General features: G+C 60.4%; 16 protein-coding genes. 7 read left to right on the top strand and 9 right to left on the bottom strand.

Features of this window, described 5'->3' with window-relative positions; genetic code table 11:
* Positions 1–165: 165 nt before the first annotated feature.
* Entirely contained in the window at positions 166–522 is a 357-nt protein-coding gene (locus ACW5XD_RS21635; RefSeq protein ID WP_456496668.1) for a DUF6404 family protein, read from the bottom strand.
* 194 nt (positions 523–716) lie between these two features.
* Between ACW5XD_RS21635 and ACW5XD_RS21640 the strand changes: the two genes are divergently transcribed.
* Positions 717–1,619: a LysR substrate-binding domain-containing protein gene (locus ACW5XD_RS21640; protein ID WP_456496669.1), complete on the top strand. Its 903-nt coding sequence runs from the start codon at positions 717–719 to the stop codon at positions 1,617–1,619.
* A 203-nt stretch (positions 1,620–1,822) separates the two neighbouring features.
* On the opposite strand, the gene glpK is transcribed toward ACW5XD_RS21640, so the two are convergent.
* Both glpK and ACW5XD_RS21650 read right to left on the bottom strand, forming a co-directional pair.
* Positions 1,823–3,325, bottom strand: a complete 1,503-nt coding sequence (gene glpK, locus ACW5XD_RS21645; RefSeq protein WP_456496670.1) for a glycerol kinase GlpK — start codon at positions 3,323–3,325, stop codon at positions 1,823–1,825.
* Positions 3,326–3,379: 54 nt separating this feature from the next.
* On the bottom strand, positions 3,380–4,228 hold the full coding sequence (locus ACW5XD_RS21650) for an MIP/aquaporin family protein (protein ID WP_456496671.1): 849 nt from the start codon (positions 4,226–4,228) through the stop codon (positions 3,380–3,382).
* Between the two features lie 488 nt (positions 4,229–4,716).
* On the opposite strand from ACW5XD_RS21650, the gene glpT reads away from it, so the two are divergent.
* From glpT to tyrA, 6 genes are all read left to right on the top strand, one after another.
* Positions 4,717–6,075, top strand: a complete 1,359-nt coding sequence (gene glpT / locus ACW5XD_RS21655; RefSeq protein ID WP_456496672.1) for a glycerol-3-phosphate transporter — start codon at positions 4,717–4,719, stop codon at positions 6,073–6,075.
* 101 nt (positions 6,076–6,176) lie between these two features.
* Positions 6,177–6,935 (top strand): DeoR/GlpR family transcriptional regulator, encoded by a 759-nt coding sequence (locus tag ACW5XD_RS21660; RefSeq protein WP_005310067.1) that lies wholly within the window; start codon positions 6,177–6,179, stop codon positions 6,933–6,935.
* A gap of 314 nt (positions 6,936–7,249) precedes the next feature.
* Complete coding sequence (gene glpD / locus ACW5XD_RS21665) at positions 7,250–8,737, top strand: glycerol-3-phosphate dehydrogenase (RefSeq protein ID WP_456496673.1); 1,488 nt, start codon at positions 7,250–7,252, stop codon at positions 8,735–8,737.
* 101 nt (positions 8,738–8,838) lie between these two features.
* Entirely contained in the window at positions 8,839–9,918 is a 1,080-nt protein-coding gene (gene glpQ / locus ACW5XD_RS21670; protein ID WP_456496674.1) for a glycerophosphodiester phosphodiesterase, read from the top strand.
* A 355-nt stretch (positions 9,919–10,273) separates the two neighbouring features.
* Positions 10,274–11,347, top strand: coding sequence for a 3-deoxy-7-phosphoheptulonate synthase (locus ACW5XD_RS21675; protein WP_456496675.1), 1,074 nt, complete (start codon positions 10,274–10,276; stop codon positions 11,345–11,347).
* Positions 11,348–11,465: 118 nt separating this feature from the next.
* Positions 11,466–12,605 carry a bifunctional chorismate mutase/prephenate dehydrogenase gene (tyrA, locus tag ACW5XD_RS21680; RefSeq protein ID WP_456496676.1) on the top strand — a complete coding sequence of 380 codons (1,140 nt, stop codon included), beginning with the start codon at positions 11,466–11,468 and terminating at the stop codon, positions 12,603–12,605.
* 73 nt (positions 12,606–12,678) lie between these two features.
* On the opposite strand, the gene hdfR is transcribed toward tyrA, so the two are convergent.
* The 6 genes from hdfR to ACW5XD_RS21710 all read right to left on the bottom strand — a co-directional run bounded on the left by hdfR (position 12,679) and on the right by ACW5XD_RS21710 (position 19,317).
* Positions 12,679–13,554, bottom strand: coding sequence for an HTH-type transcriptional regulator HdfR (gene hdfR / locus ACW5XD_RS21685; RefSeq protein WP_456496677.1), 876 nt, complete (start codon positions 13,552–13,554; stop codon positions 12,679–12,681).
* Positions 13,554–13,916 (bottom strand): DUF413 domain-containing protein, encoded by a 363-nt coding sequence (locus tag ACW5XD_RS21690; protein WP_290040610.1) that lies wholly within the window; start codon positions 13,914–13,916, stop codon positions 13,554–13,556. The genes hdfR and ACW5XD_RS21690 overlap by 1 nt, the downstream gene beginning before the upstream one ends.
* A 302-nt stretch (positions 13,917–14,218) precedes the next feature.
* Positions 14,219–14,701: a serine protease inhibitor ecotin gene (eco, locus tag ACW5XD_RS21695; protein ID WP_043557129.1), complete on the bottom strand. Its 483-nt coding sequence runs from the start codon at positions 14,699–14,701 to the stop codon at positions 14,219–14,221.
* A 220-nt stretch (positions 14,702–14,921) separates the two neighbouring features.
* Positions 14,922–15,479: an Lcl C-terminal domain-containing protein gene (locus tag ACW5XD_RS21700; RefSeq protein ID WP_456496678.1), complete on the bottom strand. Its 558-nt coding sequence runs from the start codon at positions 15,477–15,479 to the stop codon at positions 14,922–14,924.
* A complete protein-coding gene (locus tag ACW5XD_RS21705) occupies positions 15,476–16,846 on the bottom strand; it encodes an Lcl C-terminal domain-containing protein (RefSeq protein ID WP_456496679.1) in 1,371 nt (456 codons plus the stop codon). Before ACW5XD_RS21705 ends, ACW5XD_RS21700 begins: the two co-directional genes overlap by 4 nt.
* 56 nt (positions 16,847–16,902) lie before the next feature.
* The gene (locus ACW5XD_RS21710; protein ID WP_456496680.1) at positions 16,903–19,317 is read right to left on the bottom strand and encodes a proprotein convertase P-domain-containing protein; all 2,415 of its coding nucleotides are present in this window, start codon (positions 19,315–19,317) and stop codon (positions 16,903–16,905) included.
* Positions 19,318–19,323: the final 6 nt, after the last annotated feature.

The raw sequence follows: 19,323 nt of genomic DNA on the forward strand, positions 1-19,323 counted from the left end.
GAGCGTTACGGAAGGGGAGTAAATATCAAAGCGTGTTTGCATGAGGCGCTGGGGCACCCCATGCAACACGTAATTGGGACATAGCCTTTTTATAGGTGCAGCAGCATTATGTCCAGAGCCATATGGGTGGACTTGTCCCTTTGCCACCACTCATGCCTGCAAATGTTACTCCTTGCCCAGCTGCTCCCACGGGGTCAATGCAAGCTGCTTGCGCCTAAGCCAGAGCCAACTTGCCATCAAAATACCGAATAATCCGGCAAACAGGGCTGTTTGGCGCAGGGAAAATAACGGATCCATCCCCATGGGTTGCCAGCTGAAAAACCACATCAACAGACCCCAGAACAGCCCTATGCTGATGCCAAACCCGAGAACGTTGGCGAGCCAGCCCTGATAGTGAGGCGGTTTGACCGGGCAACCCAGCCTGCGCAGCAGTCTGAACAGAGGCGGATTGTAGTTGGCGTGCCATACCCCCTTGCTGGCCAGCTCCTGATGGGCGGCGGTCAGCCGCGCTTCGAATGTCATGGTTTCCTTCCTTGTTATATCGTGGCGCCATACGATGCCGTTTTGGCCGCATTGTACCGGCAATGGGCGAGTCTGGTTTGAGCTGGCCATCACGTTATTTATCTATGCAAACAAAGATGTGGCACCAGAGCTCACTTGCCAATCCACAGCCACTGCGCCTATAAAGGCCCATTACTCTTGTCTGGATAACAGCAATGAAGACCCATTCTGATGAACTGACCCTGTTTGTGGCCGTGGTGGAGGCGGGCAGTTTTCGCCAGGCGGCGGAGAACCTCGGCATGGACAATTCGGTGGTGAGCCGTGGCATCAAGCGGCTGGAGGAGAAGCTTGCCACCGTGCTGCTCAACCGCACCACCCGCCGAGTCAGCCTGACCGAGGAGGGGAGCTGGTTCTATCAGCGGGCCGTGAAAATATTGACCGAGATGTGCGAGGCGGAGGGGCACCTGCTCAGCCGCAAGGAGCAGCCCGAAGGGATTTTGCGGGTCGATGCGGCCACCCCCTTTATCCTGCACCGGCTGGTGCCCATCATAGGCGAGTTTCGCCGCCGTTATCCCGGCATCGAGCTGCAACTGCACAGCTCGGAGGGGTTCATCAACCTGATGGAGCGGCGGGTGGACATGGCCATCCGGATCGGTGAGCTGACCGACTCGTCCCTGCGCGCCCTGCCGCTCGGCCACTCGCGGCTGCGGTTGCTGGCATCCCCCGCTTACCTGAGCGAGCGCGGCACCCCGCGCCAGCCGGCGGATCTGCTGGCTGGCCACGAGCTGCTGGGCTTTTTGCACCCCGATCACCTCAACCACTGGCCGCTGCTCAGTGTCGAGCAGGGGGATCGCTTCGCCATCACCCCCGGCCTGCGGGCCAGCAGCGGCGAGACCTTGCGTCAGCTGGCGCTGGCGGGGCAGGGGATCGCCTGCCTGTCTGACTTCATGACCGGGCCGGATCGGGCGAGCGGCGCCCTGGTTGAGGTGCTGGCCCGCAGCAACAGCGGTGCCTCGCGCCCCATCAATGCGGTGTTTTACTCCGATGCTCAGCGCGACATCCGGCTGCGGGTCTGGCTTGACTTTATCAAGGAGCAGCTCGGCAGCCATACCCTGTGATGGCGGCGTTTTAAGGGCCGACACTCTTCGGCCAAAGGGGAGAGGATGTTGGTAACCAGCCATGGCAATAGATCGAGCTCTGATCGGCGGGCCGCCAGATGTGGTGAATGCCCACAATGGATGCCTGACCGAATAAAAAAGAAGAGGCCGACATTGCTGTCGGCCTCTTTGGTTTTCATCTCAACGGGATATCGGTTGCCCGATTATTCCTCTTCAGCCCAACGGCGTGAACGCTCAACGGCTTTCTTCCAGCCGCTGTAACGCTTGGCGCGATCGTCTCTGTCCATCTGCGGGATGAACTCTCTGTCCACGCTGAACTTGTCTTCCAGCTCGTCGGAGCTCTTCCAGAAGCCGACTGCCAGACCCGCCAGGAAGGCGGCACCCATGGCGGTGGTCTCGATACGGGTCGGACGCACCACAGGGGTGTGCATCATGTCAGCCTGGAACTGCATCAGGAAGTCGTTGGCCACGGCGCCACCGTCCACCTTCAGGGCCGCCAGCTTGATGCCGGAGTCCTGTTGCATCGCATCCAGCACATCACGGCTCTGATAGGCGATGGATTCCAGCGCGGCACGGATGATGTGATTGCGGTTGGCGCCACGGGTCAGACCGACCATGGTGCCGCGAGCATAGGGATCCCAGTAGGGTGCACCCAGACCCACGAAGGCCGGTACCAGGTAGACGCCGTTGGTGTCACCCACCTTGGAAGCGAAGTAGTCGGTATCGCGGGCATCGTGAATGATCTTGAGTTCGTCACGCAGCCACTGGATGGTGGCGCCGCCCATGAATACGGCGCCTTCCAGCGCGTAGTTCACTTCCCCTTTCGGGCCGATGGCGACCGTGGTCAGCAGACCGTTGTTGGAGCGAACCGGCTCTGTGCCGGTGTTCATCAGCATGAAGCAGCCGGTGCCATAGGTGTTCTTGGCCATCCCTTTTTCAAAGCAGAGCTGGCCGAACAGGGCAGACTGCTGGTCACCGGCAATGCCGGCGATGGGGATACGGGAGCCGCCGCCACGGGTGGTATAGCCGTACACTTCGGAAGAGGGTTTGACCTCTGGCAGCATGGACATGGGGATGCCCAGCTCGTCCAGCATCTTCTCGTCCCACTTCAGGTCGCGGATGTTGTAGAGCATGGTACGGGAGGCGTTGGTCGGGTCGGTGACGTGCACTTCGCCGTTGGTCATCTTCCACACCAGCCAGGTGTCGATGGTGCCGAACAGCAGCTCGCCGTTCATCGCCTTCTCGCGGGCACCTTCCACGTTGTCGAGGATCCACTTCACCTTGGTACCGGAGAAGTAGGCATCCAGCACCAGACCGGTATTGTCGCGAACATACTCTTCCAGGCCACGGGCCTTGAGCTCTTCACAGATGGCTGCGGTGCGGCGGCACTGCCAGACGATGGCGTTGTAGATGGGCTTGCCGGTGGCCTTTTCCCATACAACCGTCGTTTCACGCTGGTTGGTGATACCGATGGCGGCGATCTCTTCGCTGCGCAGGCCGGTCTTGGCCAGCACTTCGGTAAAGACGGAGGATTGGGTCGCCCAGATCTCCATGGGGTCGTGCTCTACCCAGCCCGCTTTCGGGTAGTGCTGGGTGAATTCGCGCTGGGAGGTGCCGACGATGTTGGCGTCCTGGTCAAACACGATGGCGCGGGAGGAGGTGGTACCCTGGTCCAGAGCGACGACATATTTTTTTTCAGCAGACATGATGTTCTCCACGTTTTTATTTTCCACGTTTTTACACGTTGGAGGGGGCCGCTCTTATGCGGCAGCCTCTTCTTTGGCGTTTTGGGCGGCTTTCTTGGTGGCGGCAACACGGTTGCCCGGCACACAGGGAGCCAGCACTTTCACATACAGGGCGGTACCAATCTGGGCACCAACGATGGGGCCAAGGATGGGCACCCAGAAGTAGGGGTTGTCACGACCACCGGTCATGGCCACGTCACCCCAGCCAGCCAGGAAGGCAAACAGTTTGGGGCCGAAATCACGGGCCGGGTTCATGGCAAAGCCGGTTAACGGGCCGAGGGAGGCGCCGATCACGGCGATCAGGATACCGATCAGCAGGGCGGCGGCGAAGCCCTTGGGGGCGCCGTTGTTGTTGTCACCCAGCGCCATGATGCCCAGCATCAGGACGGCGGTGATCACCAGCTCAACCGCGAAGGCTTGCATGTTGGAGAGCAGGGCATTGGGGTAGGTGGAGAAGATGCCGGCGGTACCTAGGCTCTCGATGCTGCCGCGTACCACGTTGTGGGTCACTTCCCACTGGGTGAACAGGCTGCTGTAGAGGAAGTAGACCAGCGCAGCGAAGCTGAAGGCGCCTGCGATCTGAGCGATGATGTAGGGCACTACCTTGCGCTTGTCGAAGCCGGCGAAGGTCATCAGTGCCAGGGTGACGGCCGGGTTCAGGTGGGCACCTGAAATACCGCCGGTCACATAGATGGCGATGGCGACACCCAGACCCCAGGTAATGGAGATTTCCCATTGTCCGAAGTTGGCTCCGGCCAGCACCAGGGCGGCTACACAACCGACGCCGAAAAATATCAGCAGGCCGGTTCCGATAAACTCGGCGATGCACTCGCCAAGCAGGGTATTGGGTCTTTGTATGCTCATACCGTTATTCCTTATATCCACCCAGAGTAGGTTTGATGTTCCGTTTTGTTGTTTTTTCAGTCCTATTTTTGCGTCCGAAAACGTTTTTTATTGTTTTTTGAGCTGGCGCAAACGTTATGTTCGTTTGCGCTCGTTATCGGACGAGAGAGAAAATAAACCCAAATCGATCATTCACCACGCCTTCCCCGCAGAAAATGTGGACAAGATCCCACTCATTGCTAAGGAAATGTGACGGAAAGCAAGTTGCAATAAAGGTTATACCACTTAGTGGGTATCTTAAAGCCTTGCTATACAAGGGATTGCGGCTGATGAGTGATTGCTCATTTGGCGCTTTATTTTGTAATAAAACTGCAATATTTGAGCTTCCATCACAGATTAAATGTTCACATATGAGCACAATAGGCTCGCTTTCGAATCAGGACTCATCTGGTTGGTCAGCATGAACAGGGCACCCTCAACCGCCCACAACAACAATAAGGAAGCAGAACATGCTTAGTCTCTTCAGGCCTGCACCACACATAGACAGGCTCCCGGCCGACAAGGTCGATCCCTTCTACAAACGCATGCGTTGGCAGGTGTTTTTCGGGATCTTCTTCGGTTATGCCGGCTACTACCTGGTACGGAAAAACTTCAGTCTGGCGATGCCTTACTTGATCGAACAGGGATTCTCTCGCGGCGATCTGGGCTTGGCCCTGTCCGGGGTTTCCATTGCGTATGGTTTGTCCAAATTCCTGATGGGGAACGTCTCTGACCGATCCAACGCCCGTTACTTCCTCTCCGCCGGTCTGCTGTTGTCGGCTGGCATCATGTTCATGATGGGGACAGTGCACTGGGCCACCTCCAGCATCGCCATCATGTTTGTGCTCTTGTTCCTGAATGGTTGGGTACAAGGCATGGGCTGGCCACCCTGCGGTCGCACCATGGTGCACTGGTGGTCACAGAAAGAGCGTGGCGAAGTGGTTGCGGTCTGGAACGTGGCGCACAACGTCGGCGGTGGCATGATAGGCCCGCTGTTCATTCTGGGGATGGGCTGGTTCAATGACTGGCGCAGTGCCTTCTATGTACCGGCTGCCGCAGCTGCGGCCATCGCGGTGATCGCCTTCTTCGTGATGCGCGACACCCCGCAATCGGTCGGTCTGCCGCCTATCGAGGAGTACAAGGACGATTATCCGAAGGACTATGACGCCAGCCACGAGAAGGAGTTTTCCGCCAAGGAGATCTTCGTCAAGTACGTACTGCACAACAAGCTGCTGTGGTACATCGCCATTGCCAACGCCTTCGTTTACCTCATTCGTTACGGCGTGCTGGACTGGGCACCGACCTACTTGAAAGAGGCCAAGCACTTCACCGTCGACAACTCCTCATGGGCTTACTTCCTGTACGAGTGGGCCGGTATCCCGGGCACCCTGCTGTGCGGCTGGATCTCGGACAAGATGTTCCAGGGTCGCCGTGCCCCGGCCGGTATCCTGTTCATGGTGCTGGTGACAGTGGCCGTGCTGGTTTACTGGTTCAACCCGGCCGGCAACCCGACCATCGACATGATGGCGCTGGTGGCCATCGGCTTCCTGATCTACGGCCCCGTCATGCTGATCGGTCTGTATGCGCTGGAGCTGGCACCCAAGAAGGCGGCCGGTACTGCGGCAGGCTTCACCGGGTTGTTTGGTTATCTGGGTGGTGCCGTGGCGGCCAACGCCATGCTGGGCTACACGGTTGACCACTTCGGCTGGGATGGTGGCTTCATGGTGCTGACCGCATCTTGCGTGCTCTCCATCATCTTGCTGGCCATGACCCTCAAGCATGAGAACATTGCCGTCGCGGCCAAGAAAGCGGCTGCCGATAAGGCATAAAACGTGATCCTGCCCTTATTGATCCGAAAAGGGATCGGGTAAACTGCGAAAGGCCCCGCATCTGCCGGGGCCTTTTTTCGTCTCATCATCGGAGTTCAAGCGTGAAGCAAACCCAACGACATCTGGAGATCCTGGACGTCCTGACGCGGCAGGGCTTTGTCTCGACCGAGGATCTGGTGACCCACTTTGATGTCAGCCCCCAGACCATTCGCCGGGATCTGAACGATCTCGCCGAACAGAACAAGATCCGGCGCCATCATGGCGGAGCCTCCCTGCATTCGAGCACCGTCAACACCGCCTACAGCGCCCGCAAGGTGATGCAGCTCAAGGAGAAAGAGCGTATCGCCCGCGAAGTGGCTGCCAACATTCCCGACGGTTCCTCGCTCTTTATCGACATAGGCACCACCACGGAAGCCATCGCCCGCGCCCTGCTTGATCACCGCGAGCTGCGCGTGGTCACCAACAACCTCAACGTGGCCAGCATTCTCACCGCCAAGGATGACTTCACCGTCATCATTGCCGGTGGCGAGATCCGCAACCGGGATGGCGGCATTGTGGGGGAGGCGACCCGCGACTTCATCGGCCAGTTCCGCATGGACTACGGTGTCATCGGCATTTCGGGGATCGACAACGATGGTTCCCTGCTCGACTTCGACTATCACGAGGTGAAGATCGCCCAGGCCATCATAGCCCACTCCCGTCAGGTGTTTCTGGCCGCCGACCACACCAAGTTTGGTCGCAACGCCATGGTCAATCTGGGCAACCTCAACCAGATCCACGCCCTGTTCACCGATCAGGAGCCGCCCGAGAAGCTGATGCGGCTGATGTCCCAGCATCAGATCGAGTGCCACATCTGCTGAGTCGCCACCATCCTGCTCTGGCATAAGGCCGCCGCATTGGCGGCCGCTTCTTTTCCGCCTTCTCCTGTCTGCTTGAACACACTCCGCTTGCGCTTGGATTCCCCCTGGCATAAGCGCGATCTCGCGCACGCTTTTTGCCTGCCCACCTCCTGCTGACGTCCTGATCACCGACTGGCAGCATTTTTAGCATTGCCAAAACAATCGCGATCACATTTTCTCCATAAAATGTTCGTTTATCATTTTTTCATGCTCTAATATGAGCGAAATCAAACATTGCTGTCATGGCAACACAAAATAAGAAAGAGTAGGTGAACATGAGCGAACATTATGATCTGGTCGTCGTTGGCGGCGGCATCAATGGGGTGGGCATTGCGGCTGATGCAACGGGTCGGGGTCTGAAGGTTGCCCTGTTCGAGGCGCGCGATCTCGCCTCTGCCACCTCTTCCAATTCCAGCAAGCTTATCCACGGCGGCTTGCGTTACCTCGAACATTACGAATTCCGGCTGGTGAAAGAGGCGCTGGCGGAGCGGGAAGTGCTGCTCGGCATGGCCCCTCACATCGCCCGTCCCATGCGTTTTCGGCTGCCCCATCGCCCGCACCTGCGCCCGGCCTGGATGATCCGCGCCGGCCTGTTCCTCTATGACAACCTGGCCAAGCGCGACAAGCTCAAGGGCAGTTGCGGCCTGCGCTTCCTGCCGCAAGACGGCCTCAAGAGCGGCATCAACAAGGGCTTCGAATACTCGGATGCCTGGGTCGATGACGCTCGCCTGGTGGTACTAAATGCCATGATGGCCCGGGACAAGGGTGCCGATGTGCAGACCCGCACCCGCTGCGTCAAGGCGGTGCGTGGATCCAAGCACTGGACTCTGACGCTGGAGCGGGAAGGGGGCGAGCAGTTCACCGTCACCTGCCGTGGTCTGGTCAATGCGGCCGGCCCCTGGGTCAAGACCTTCTATGACGAGAGCCTGAACGAGAAATCCCCGCGCGGCATTCGTCTCATCAAGGGCAGCCACATCATAGTGCCGCGCATCCATGAGCGCGAAGAGGCCTACATCCTGCAAAACGAGGACAACCGCATCGTCTTCGTCATCCCCTATCAGCAGGACTACTCGCTGATCGGCACCACGGACGTGGAGCATCACGGCAGCCCGCGCGAAGCGAAGATCAGCGACGCCGAGGTCAGCTACCTGTGCAAGGTGGTCAACGCCCACTTCACTCGCCAGATCAACCCGAAAGATGTGATCTGGACCTATGCCGGGGTACGTCCGCTGTGCGATGACGAATCCGACTCCCCCCAGGCGGTGACCCGCGACTATACGCTGGAACTCTCCGGCGAATCCGATGGCGCACCGCTGTTGTCGGTGTTTGGCGGCAAGCTCACCACCTATCGCAAGCTGGCCCAGGCCGCCTGCAACAAGCTCAAGCCCTGGTTCAGCCAGATGGGCGAAGATTGGACCGCGAGCAGCCGTCTGCCCGGTGGCGAGTTCGACTGCTCCACCACAGAACTGGCCCGCGCCTATATGCTCGAATTCGACTGGCTGGATGAGCGCAACGCCCGTCGTATCGCCGAGGCCTATGGCAGTCACGCCCGCCTCTGGTTGCACGAGGAGCGCGGCCAGCACTTTGGCGCCGGCTTGTACGAGTCGGAGGTGCGTTATCTGATGAGCCGCGAGTGGGCCCATTCGATGGAAGATATATTGTGGCGCCGCAGCAAGCTGGGGCTGCGCCTGTCCCAGCCTGAGCAGCAGCAACTGCATGCCTGGCTGGATCAACACCAGCACGCCCTGCCCAAGGCCAGCTGATGAAAACGCGGGCGGCCCCTTGGCCGCCCGTCGTCAAACTGAAATAAACCTCTGTCATAACAATAACCTACACCTCATAAACAATAAAAAGAGCACCACGCATGAAAAAAATCTCTCTCTCCCTGATCGCCCTTGGCCTGGGTGCCGCCCTTGCATTGCCTGCCCTGGCTGCCGATGAAGGTAAAATCGTGATCGCCCACCGTGGGGCATCGGGCTACCTGCCCGAGCACACCCTCGAGTCAAAAGCCTTGGCCTATGGCATGGGGGCTGACTATCTGGAGCAGGATCTGGTGATGACCAAGGATGACCAGCTGGTGGTGATGCACGATCACTTCCTCGATGGCATCACGGATGTGGCCGAGCGCTTCCCCGGCCGGGCCCGTCCGGATGGTCGTTACTATGTGGTGGACTTTACTCTGGACGAGGTGCGCTCCCTGCGCATGACGGAGCCGTTCCAGTTGGTGGACGGCAAGCAGGTACCCGTCTATCCGGCCCGCTTCCCGCTGTGGAAGTCCAGCTTCAAGATCCACACCTTCCAGGAAGAGATAGAGATGATCCAGGGGCTCAACAAGAGCACTGGCAAGAACATCGGCATCTACCCGGAGATCAAGGCTCCCTGGCTGTTCCGCCATGAGGGCAAGGACATCTCCAAGGCGGTGCTCAAGGTACTGAAGGAGTACGGCTACACCAGCAAGAACGACAAGGTCTATCTGCAGTGTTTCGATGCCAATGAGCTCAAGCGTATCAACAGCGAGCTGATGCCCGCCATGGGCATGGATCTCAAGCTGGTGCAGCTGATGGCCGAGACCGACTGGAACGAGACCATGGTCTATGACGCCAAGGGCAAGGCAACCCCTTACGACTATGACTGGATGTTCAAGCCGGGTGCCATGAAGACGATCGCCGGCTACGCCGAAGGCATAGGCCCCTGGAAGCCGATGATAGTCACGGAGCCGGGTACCTTGGGCAAACCTGTGTTTACCAATATGGTGAAAGAGGCCCATGCCGCCGGGCTCAAGGTGCATCCTTATACCTTCCGTCAGGATGAGGGGCAGATCCCTGCCTATGCCAAGGACTTCAGCGATCTGCTCAACATCTTCCTCTATCAGGCGGATGTGGACGGGGTATTCAGCGACTTCCCCGACAAGGCAGTCGAAGCCATCAAGGCACACGGCAAATAGTAAAAGAAGAGCAACACGGGAATGCAAGCGGGGCCTGGTGCCCCGCTTTTTTTATAAAATGGAGGCAAGAACCGGGGTGGGATGGTGGTCGAGCTGCGCTGACGGCAGTCTTGTGAGTGTAATTATATGTTTACGATTTTGTCAGGTAAGGAGCTTTTTAGCCGCTACTTTCTGGCTGTTTAGAACGCTGGGTTGGTCGTTTATCCACCTTGTAGACAGTTAATCCGCTAGTTTCACTTGATTGTTTGTTTTTCCTTGGTAAGGTGGGGGCGGTTGCGTAACAAAGTGCTGACTTGTGTAAACAAATAAATACAATCGGCGCAATTGGCTTAAATACTGTAGAGAGAATGAGAAAATGCAAAGAGACCCCCTGAACAACATCCATATCCAGTCCGAACAAGTGATGATCACGCCTGCCCAGCTCAAGGAGAAGCTACCCATCTCCGACCCGGCGCTGGCATTCGTGCAAGGGGCCCGCACTACCATAGCCGACATCATCCACCGTCGCGATCACCGCCTGCTGGTGATCTGTGGACCCTGTTCCATCCACGACATGGACGCCGCCAAAGAGTACGCAACCAGACTCAAAGCGCTGCATGATGCCTACCAGGATTCTCTCTACATTGTCATGCGGGTCTACTTTGAGAAGCCGCGCACCACGGTCGGTTGGAAAGGGTTCATCAACGACCCGAATCTGGATGGCACCTTCGATGTGGAGCTGGGACTGCACCGGGCCCGTGAGCTGCTCTGCTGGCTGGCGGAGCTGGAATTGCCGCTGGCGACCGAAGCGCTCGACCCCATCAGCCCGCAATACCTGGCAGAGCTCTTCTCCTGGTCGGCCATAGGTGCGCGCACCACAGAATCCCAGACCCACAGGGAGATGGCGTCCGGCCTCTCCATGCCGGTCGGCTTCAAGAACGGCACAGACGGCAATCTGGGTACCGCCATCAATGCGCTGCAGGCGGCCTCCAGCCCCCATGCCTTCATGGGGATCAACCAGCAGGGCCAGGTTGCCTTGCTGCAGACCCAGGGCAACCCGGATGGCCACGTCATCCTGCGCGGTGGCAAGCACCCGAACTACGATTCGGTCAATGTGTCGCTGGCGGAAGAGGCGCTGGAGAAGGCGGGGCTGCTGCCCGGTCTGGTGGTGGATTGCAGCCACGGCAATTCCAGCAAGGATCACCGCTTGCAGCCCAAGGTGGCCGACAACGTCATCCACCAGATCCAGGAGGGCAACCGCTCCATCATAGGGGTGATGCTCGAATCCAACTTGTTCGAGGGCAACCAGTCCAGCGAGCAGCCCAAAGAGCAGATGCGCTATGGCGTCTCCATCACCGATGCCTGCATCGACTGGGATAGCACCGCCGCTCTGCTGGAGCGATGCCATCGCGAGCTGGCGGTGCCGCTCAAGGGCAGAACTGCACGGTAAGCCGTGGTATCTTGTCGTAACTGATTGAACCATAGAGGTATCACCGCCCATGCGGTGATCCCTTGTTGCCTCTTGAATCACAGGGCGCCGCCGCCAGCGGCGCCAGCAGGGACTGGATATGGCTGAAGAGTTGAATGCCCTCAGGGACAAGATAGATGCGGTGGACAGGCAGCTTATTGATCTGCTGGCCGCCCGTCTGGCTCTGGTGGGGGAAGTGGGTGAGGTGAAGAGCCGCCATGGCCTGCCCATCTATGCGCCGGATCGGGAGGCGAGCATGCTGGCCCGCCGTCGATCCGAGGCCGAACGGCTGGGGGTGCCCGGCGATCTCATCGAGGATGTGTTGCGCCGGGTGATGCGCGAATCCTACATCCTCGAATCGGCCAGCGAAAAAGACAACCATTTCAAATGCATGAAGCCGGAGCTTGGCAAGGTGGTCATCATCGGCGGCCAGGGCCAGCTGGGCCGCTTGTTCGGCCACATGTTCGGCCTTTCCGGTTATCGCGTCGAAACACTCGAACAAGCCGATTGGCCAAGGGCTGACGCCATTCTGGCCGATGCGGGTCTGGTGATGGTGGCCGTGCCCATCGATATCACCTGCCAGATCATCGACCGGCTCGGCAACCTGCCAGCCGATTGCTTGCTGGTGGACGTCACCAGCGTCAAGAGCGAGCCGCTTGCCCATATGCTGGCGGTGCACAAAGGCCCAGTGTTGGGGCTGCACCCCATGTTCGGACCGGATGTGGCGAGCCTCGCCAAACAGGTGATTGTCTGCTGTCAGGGTCGTGACCCCGCCGCCAGCCAGTGGCTGCTGGATCAGATGACCATCTGGGGCGCCCGCTTGCAGCAGGTGGAAGCCAAGGCCCACGATGAGGCCATGACCCTCATCCAGGCGCTGCGCCACTTCGCCACCTTCGCCTACGGCTGGCACCTGTCGCGGGAGCAGGCCAATCTGGATCGCCTGCTGAGCTTGAGCTCTCCCATCTACCGGCTGGAGCTGGCCATGGTGGGGCGGCTGTTTGCCCAGGATCCTGAGCTCTATGCCGACATCATCTTGTCGTCCCCGCAGAATCTGGCGATGATCCGCCGCTACTACCAGAACTTTGGCGAGGTGCTGGGGCTGTTGGAGCAGGGGGACAGGGCCGGTTTTATCGAAGCCTTTTCCCAAGTTTCCGGTTTCTTCGGCGAACATGCCGATGAGTTCCTGCGCGAGAGCCGCATGCTGCTGGCCCAGGCCAACGACCGCCGCCAGCACGGCTGACGAGATTGCACACAAGCATCATAAAAAAGGGGCCTGTTAGGCCCCTTTTCTGTCTGTGTTATCCGGCCCGAGGTTATTCGGGCTGCGGCAGGCGCAGATCGGCGCCATCCCAACCGAGCGGCAAGGTCAGCAGCTGATCGATCAGCTCCCGGCGATCGGATTTCTCCAGATAGGCGAGATAAAGCGGACGGCTCAGCGGCTGCCCTCCTTCCACCAGATGCAGTTGTCCCTTTTCCAGGAAGGGGCTCACCATGCGCCGTGGCAGATAGGCGGCACCACCATTGGCCAGCACGAACTGCAGCGCCATGTTGGCGGAGCTCGAGTGCAGCACCGGGGTCTTTTGCAGGCTCTGCAATCGGCTGGGTTGCGGCTCGAAGCTGGTGCCCCAGTCGAGGTGAATGTGGGGCATCTGCATCAGGCTGTCGGCGTTGGCGGCAGCATCCCGGCTCACCAGTTCGAACACCAGCTCGCCGATGGGATGCAGTGCTATCTCGTCGATCTTGGTTGGCTCGGAGAGCAGGGCCAAGTCGAGAGAGCGCTCCAGCAACTGGCGGCACAGGTGCTCGCGGGAGGCTGTTTCGAGCCGCACCGCAAGGCCGGGAGCAAGTGCATAGACATGGTTGAGCCAGTCGTTGAAGTCGAGCTCCCAAAACACGGCAGGCGCACCTATGGCGAGCTGCTGGCTGAAACCGGGGGAGAGGGCCACATCCTGCCTGGCCCGGCCCAGGGTGTGCAGGATGGCGTCTGCATAGGGCAGCAGACGCTCACCGGAGGCGGTCAGACGGATGTTGTTGCGATGACGGGCAAACAGACTGACCCCGAGTTGCTGCTCGAGCTGGCGGATCCGAAAGCTCACCGCCGACTGGGTCAGGTAGAGATTCTCAGCCGCCCGGCCAAAGTGCCGGGTTTTGCTGACCTCGATAAAGGTCCGAAGCAGTTCGGTATCCATTAATCGATGGACTCGTCGCTGCCGCCACCACTGCCACCTTCAAACCCGCCGCCACCGGTTTCCTCGTTGGCGCCACCCGCGACTGTGCACAGACGGTGCACGCGCTTGGGGCCTATCACCTTCAGATACTTGAACCACACCTTGGCATGGGGGTTGCTGCCGGCAGAACCGGATTTGATCTGTTCGAGAAAGGCGCTTTCTATGTCATCGCGCGGCGTCAGGTTGCCCTGATAGAGCGCCAGCATGGCGGTGCCGTATTTTTCCAGACTGTCCGCTTCGGCCACAGTGAATTCGCCACTGCGACGCAGGCCACGGGGAAAATGTTTGAAGTCGTTGAAACGCTTGTCGGATTCGAAGCTCATAGTGCTCTTTTTCTGGTTAGTTTGACCTTTGCGGGCAAGTATCATCAGGCCGTCGCAGAGTGCAAAATCAATTTTTTCACTATATGGATAAATCTCTTTCATCGAAAGTGAATTATCCATGATCCAGTGGGCATTCAAGGGAGGCAGGAGTAAAAAAGCGAGAAAAAAAGCGGAGTTATGTCAGGTTCTGTAAAGGTTTGGCGGGCGGTACAGACGATTTTTGCTTAAAAATAAAGCGCCATTTGGCGCTCTATTTTGCATCATTCATGAACCAAAGCGGGAGGTTTGGTCTCGATGGAGACTTACTCTATCATGGCCGGCTGGGCCAGGTTGTCGGCACGCCACAGACGGTAACGCACTTCATACTCCTGCGGGACGTAGAGCACGAACGGCAGCTTGGAGTTGTAGTTCACGAAGAAGCCCTGACCGTAGATCTGGACGAAGGTCTCTTTCTTCTGGCCATCCGGGCAGGCCATCAGGGTGCTGATGGGATCGGACACCTTGCCGAGCATCAGGTAGTTGTAGCCCCAGCCCTTGACGCTGTGCTGCTCCAGATTGCCCGCGAAGCGCGGCACATTGCAATCGACCATCATTTTCTTGCCGACCTGCAGCTCGACCATCATATCGGCTTCGTTCTCGACTTCCGGCAGGCGGATCACGACACGTTCCTGGTTTACTTCGGCGGCCGGGAACATGCTGATATCAAATTTTTTCGGTTCGGCGGCGAAGGCATGGCCGCCCAGCAACAAGGCGCCCAGCAGGCTAAAACGCAATACGGTTTTCATCTGTACCTCATGGGGTTGGTTCAACGCCGCTAGACTAACCGCTCTGTCCGTTTCATGCCAGCGATCTGCGGTGCAAATCATGCCGGATCCGGCACAGAGTGACGTGTTCTGGCTGTTTTCTGACAGGGCGCACACTCCTTGTACGCCTCATCTGCAAGGGGCTGGGGTGACCGGAAGCGGATCCTGTTTTCAGCAGTCTCTTCCGGCCACCCCTGCACAATCAGCGCACCAGCATCACCTGTTTGGCCCAAGCACCAGGTGCTCGCATCCCGATGGCGCCGCTGGTGATATCCAGATAGGCGACGCTCTTGCTGGCCGGCACAGGGGTCGAGGACCAGAGATAGACGTAACCATCGTTCACCTCTTTCCCTTCGCCAGCCATGGCGCGCGGGAAGATAGTCTCGTTCAGCGCAGGCTTGTAGCAGGCGGACTCCAGCACGCTGGTCAGCTCCTTGATGGTGGGCAGGCGCCAGTCGCGATAGCCGCCAAAGCCGTACAGGGCATGACTGGGTTCGGTACGGATCCGCTCTGCCGTCAGCAGGGCCTGCTGCCAGTAAAGCCGGGTCGGCTCGCCGCTGCAGCTCTGGTCGCGCCAGGTCTGGCCGAGTTGGCAGCGCATCCAGGTCAGGCCCGTGCTCCTGTCTGTGACGGTGCCGTTGCCGCGATCGATGAAGCGGGCGGTGGGGCTGGTTCTGGGCATGGTGTCATCGCAGATGGCGGTGGCCAGGGCGAGGTGGCTGCCGAGGGTCAGCAGCAGGGTCAACATCAATCGGTTCATCGGGTTACCTCCGCCACCAGTCGCAGTTGCAGACCGTTGGCATCATCGCTGTTTTGAACTGTGGTGGCGTAGTCGGTGCCGGCGTCATCGCCGAGGAAGATATGAGCGATGGCGCTCAGGGGGGCGCTCTCCAGCCGACGGGACGGGGTCAGGGTCTGGCTCCAGTAGTAGCCGCTGAAATCCTTGGTGGTGGTGCCGACATCGGGGAAGTAGCGCACATCCATAGTGACCAGCTGGCCATACTGGCGGGCGAGCGAGCCGTAGTGCTGCAGACTCATCAGCTCGCGCGAGTGCGGCATGCGCCAGCTGGTGATGCCGCACAGCTGCTGGGCGTTGAGCCACTGGCGATACTGCTCCGTGGTGCAGATGGCCTCGCCCTCGGGGCAGGCGTAGTCGCGCTCCTCCTGGGTGGGGTGATAGTCATCAAGCTCCCAGGCGAAGGTGCGATGCAGGTCGCGCGGGTTCTTTGCATCATTCAGCTTCCTCTCCCAGATGAGGCGGGTAGTGAGATCCTCCACACACTCCCAGACGGGGGCGTCATCCGGCAGGGGCTGGCCCTTGCCATCCAGCTTGCGATAGCGCAAGGGGGCCTTGCCCAGGCTGGCCTCCTGACCCGGGTGATCGGCGGGCTCCTGGGTGAGCAGGTAGTCGACGCCATCCGTGTAGGTAGTGACGCCACTGCCGGTGACCAGGGGATGGGAGTATTGCTGTTGCAGCAGGCGGGTGACACTCTCCTGCAGGCCGGTCAGCTCGCCGTGCAGGGCGAAGTGGCTGGCCAGTTCGGGCAGCAGGCTGTCGAGTGCCGGCCACACCACGGCTTGCACGAGGACGGGCGAAAGGTCCGATATTCCCGGCTCGGCATCGATCACCGTCTGCAGCAGTTGCCCCAGTGCCAGGTTGAAGTCGGCCAGTTGCGACAGGGCGGCCAGCCCCTGACCCGGTTGCAGCGGTGCCAGCGCGCTCAGCATCTGGTCGAGTGCCTGTTTGGGAGGATGTCCCTCGGCGATGCGGCTTTGCAGCAGAGTGCTGAGCAGGCTGGGGGTCAGGGTCTGGCCATCCAGTCGGGCGGCCGGATGCAGCAGCGTCGGCGCAGCCGGGTTGGTTGGCAGGAACAGCAGCGGGCTGGTCAGCAGGGCGGGGGAGGTGCCGCTCAGCTGACGGGCACCGGCCACGCCGCTGACGCCGGGTTCCCCCTCGTCACAGCGGGTGTTCTGGTTGAGGTTGACGCACAGGGTGCCACTCTCGGGTAGATTGACGTTCAGGGTATAGGCAGGTGCCGCCAACGGCGCCTCGTCCGAGCCGCCACCGCCACAGGCGGTGAGCAGGGGGGCCAGCAGGCAGGCCAGACGGGAATAGGTTAGGTTCATCTCTTGTCCTTGTTAAGGGGCTCTGGGCCCCTTCTTCTTATATATGGGTGGGTTACTCAGCCGCGCTGGCGAAGGCGGCGCCAGAGCGCCAGCGGCAGCAACCAGAGCAGGTTGGCTGCCCCGCCGCCGCTGCTGTCATCCACCTGGAAGTGGATGATGCCGTCATCTGGCGGGGCAACTGGCTCACCACACTGGGCGCCGATGCGCTGGCTGATGCTCCAGCCATTGAGGCGGCCCTGATGCCCGGGTTTGCTGTCCACCACTTCCAGCGTCCATCTGCCGGCCAGCGGCTCTCCCAGCAAGGGGGTGAAGGGTTGCAGGGACTGCAGCTCGGTGGGGAAGATCCCCTTCAGCCTTGGCAAGGGGCTGTAGCCCTTGTCCCAGAGCTGGATGCGGGTGCCGGAGGGCGAGTTGAGCCAGATCTCCAGCTCATCCAGGGCGTCGTGTTGCAGATCCAGGCTCAGTTGCAACTGCTCGCTCACCTTGTCACTGCTCTGCTCCAGCAGCAGGCTGGCTTCACTCAAGCCGCGCACCTCCTCGCTCTGGGCATCGTTGAGGCGCAGCGGTTGGCCAGTGGCGTGGCTGATGATGGGCGTGCCGATGGGCAGGCTCAGTGATTGCTGCCACTGGCGCTCGGTCGGGCTGGTTCCCGTCATGGCGAGGCTTACCGGCAGACTCACCTCATCGCCGCAGGCCAGCGGACTCTGGGCCAGCAGCCGCTGCGTGGTGGTGGTGCTGGCACCCGCCGCCAGTGTGGTGGTTTGCCACTGATAGGGATCGGCTTGCAGCCCTGCGGGCAGGGTCAGGGCCAGCTCATTGAGGGTCACCGGCGCCTTGCCCTGGTTGGTGAGGGTCAGTTGCACGGATTGACGCTGCCCCAGCTCGATGGCGCTGCCCTCTGCCAGGGCGATATTGACTGGCGCCAGCAAGAGGCCGTGCTGGCGGAAAGCTTGTTCCAGATGACGGGCGTAGTGACGGGCCGGATAGAGCCGGGCCGCAGTGTCTACCGTGATACGTGCCAGCTGCGGCATGCGGATGGCCGGGCCCAGCCCGAAGTGGGATTCGATGATGAGGCGATCAAACTCGTCCCGGGCCACTTCGCCATGCTCGGTCACCGATGCCAGCAGCGCCTGGAACAGCGGTGTGCCCCACAACTGATCGCCGTTGCTGCCGTTGATGGTGCGGTGGGCCGGGTAGCTGTAGTCCGGGTGGTAGCGGGCACGCAGATCGTCCAGCTGGCGCGGGGTGCGGCCGGTGAAACGGGCATCCCAGTTGAATACCATGGCAGGTTCGAACTGGCGACCCGCCTCGCTGCGCTGGCGGTGGCTGGCGGCCAGGTAGTCGCTGAAGCCCTCGCCGATGGCGCCCCAGTCCGCCTCGTCCCCGAGATCCGGCACTATGTGGTGCTGCACCGCGTGGCCGAACTCGTGCCAGATCACCATGGGATCCTCGGCATCGGGCACACCGCTGCGACCCAGCTCCAGCCGGCGCTCGAACGGATCATAGAGGGAGTTGTCCTGATAGCCGGCTTCAGTGTCTATGTCGAGCGCCCCCGGGATGAGCCCGGTAAAGCCCAGCTTCTTGATGTGGCGCTGGGCCAAGTCCAGATGGTAATAGGCGTTGATGTCGGCAAAGCCGCGATCATCGCGGGTGAGGCGAAACGCCTGCGGGCTGTCGGCGCTGAAGGGGGCGGTGTCCGGCTCCATGGCATCCACCACCCGGGCGTGGGGGCCGCTCAGCAGATAGCGTCCACCCGCCAGGGTGACCGGCAGCGGCACCTTGTCCTGATAGGCGGCGTCCGCCAGTTGCAGGGCTTCGTGCCAGACCAGGCTGGCATCGCGCAGCTGGGTTCGGGGATCCGGATCGAATACCCGAGCCTCCAGCTGGGTGTAGCCGGCGTCGGCGCCACGGCTGGGCTGAGTGGTGGCCGCATCCATCCAGCGACCGAGCTCGCGGCTGCCGTCACAACTGGCGAACAGCTGCACATAGCTGGCCTTGGCGTTGCCTGCCTGATGCTCGCGTACCCGCTGGCGCAGGGCCGGCACCAGGGTGTCGCCGTCGCGCCAGTACCAGGCTTCAACCGGACCAAGGGTGTCGATGTCGCTGCCGCCGTCGCGCAGCTGCTCCAGCAAGGGATCCAGAGTGCCGGCGGCGTCGCAGCCGGGTTCGCTGCTCCGCAGCGGCCGGCTGTTGTGATAGATGCGCCAGGGCTTGCCTGTTTGATCGACGCTGACGGCGGCCTGGATGGTGGCCACCGGCAGGCCGTTGACCAGCTGGCGGAAGCTGTAGTGATGGCCGAGCAGACTGGCCCTGTCGTAGTCGGGGGCGAGCGTCACGCCAAGGCGCTGTTCGAGCCAGAGCTTCGGCGTGGTGGTCAGCGGCTGTTCATCGACAAACTGCAGTTCGGCCGCCAGCAGCGGCTGGGAGAGCAGGGTTGCCGCCAGCCAGAGGGCCAGGGAAGAGGGTTTCATGGTTTA

The organism is Aeromonas enterica (genome assembly GCF_054052465.1).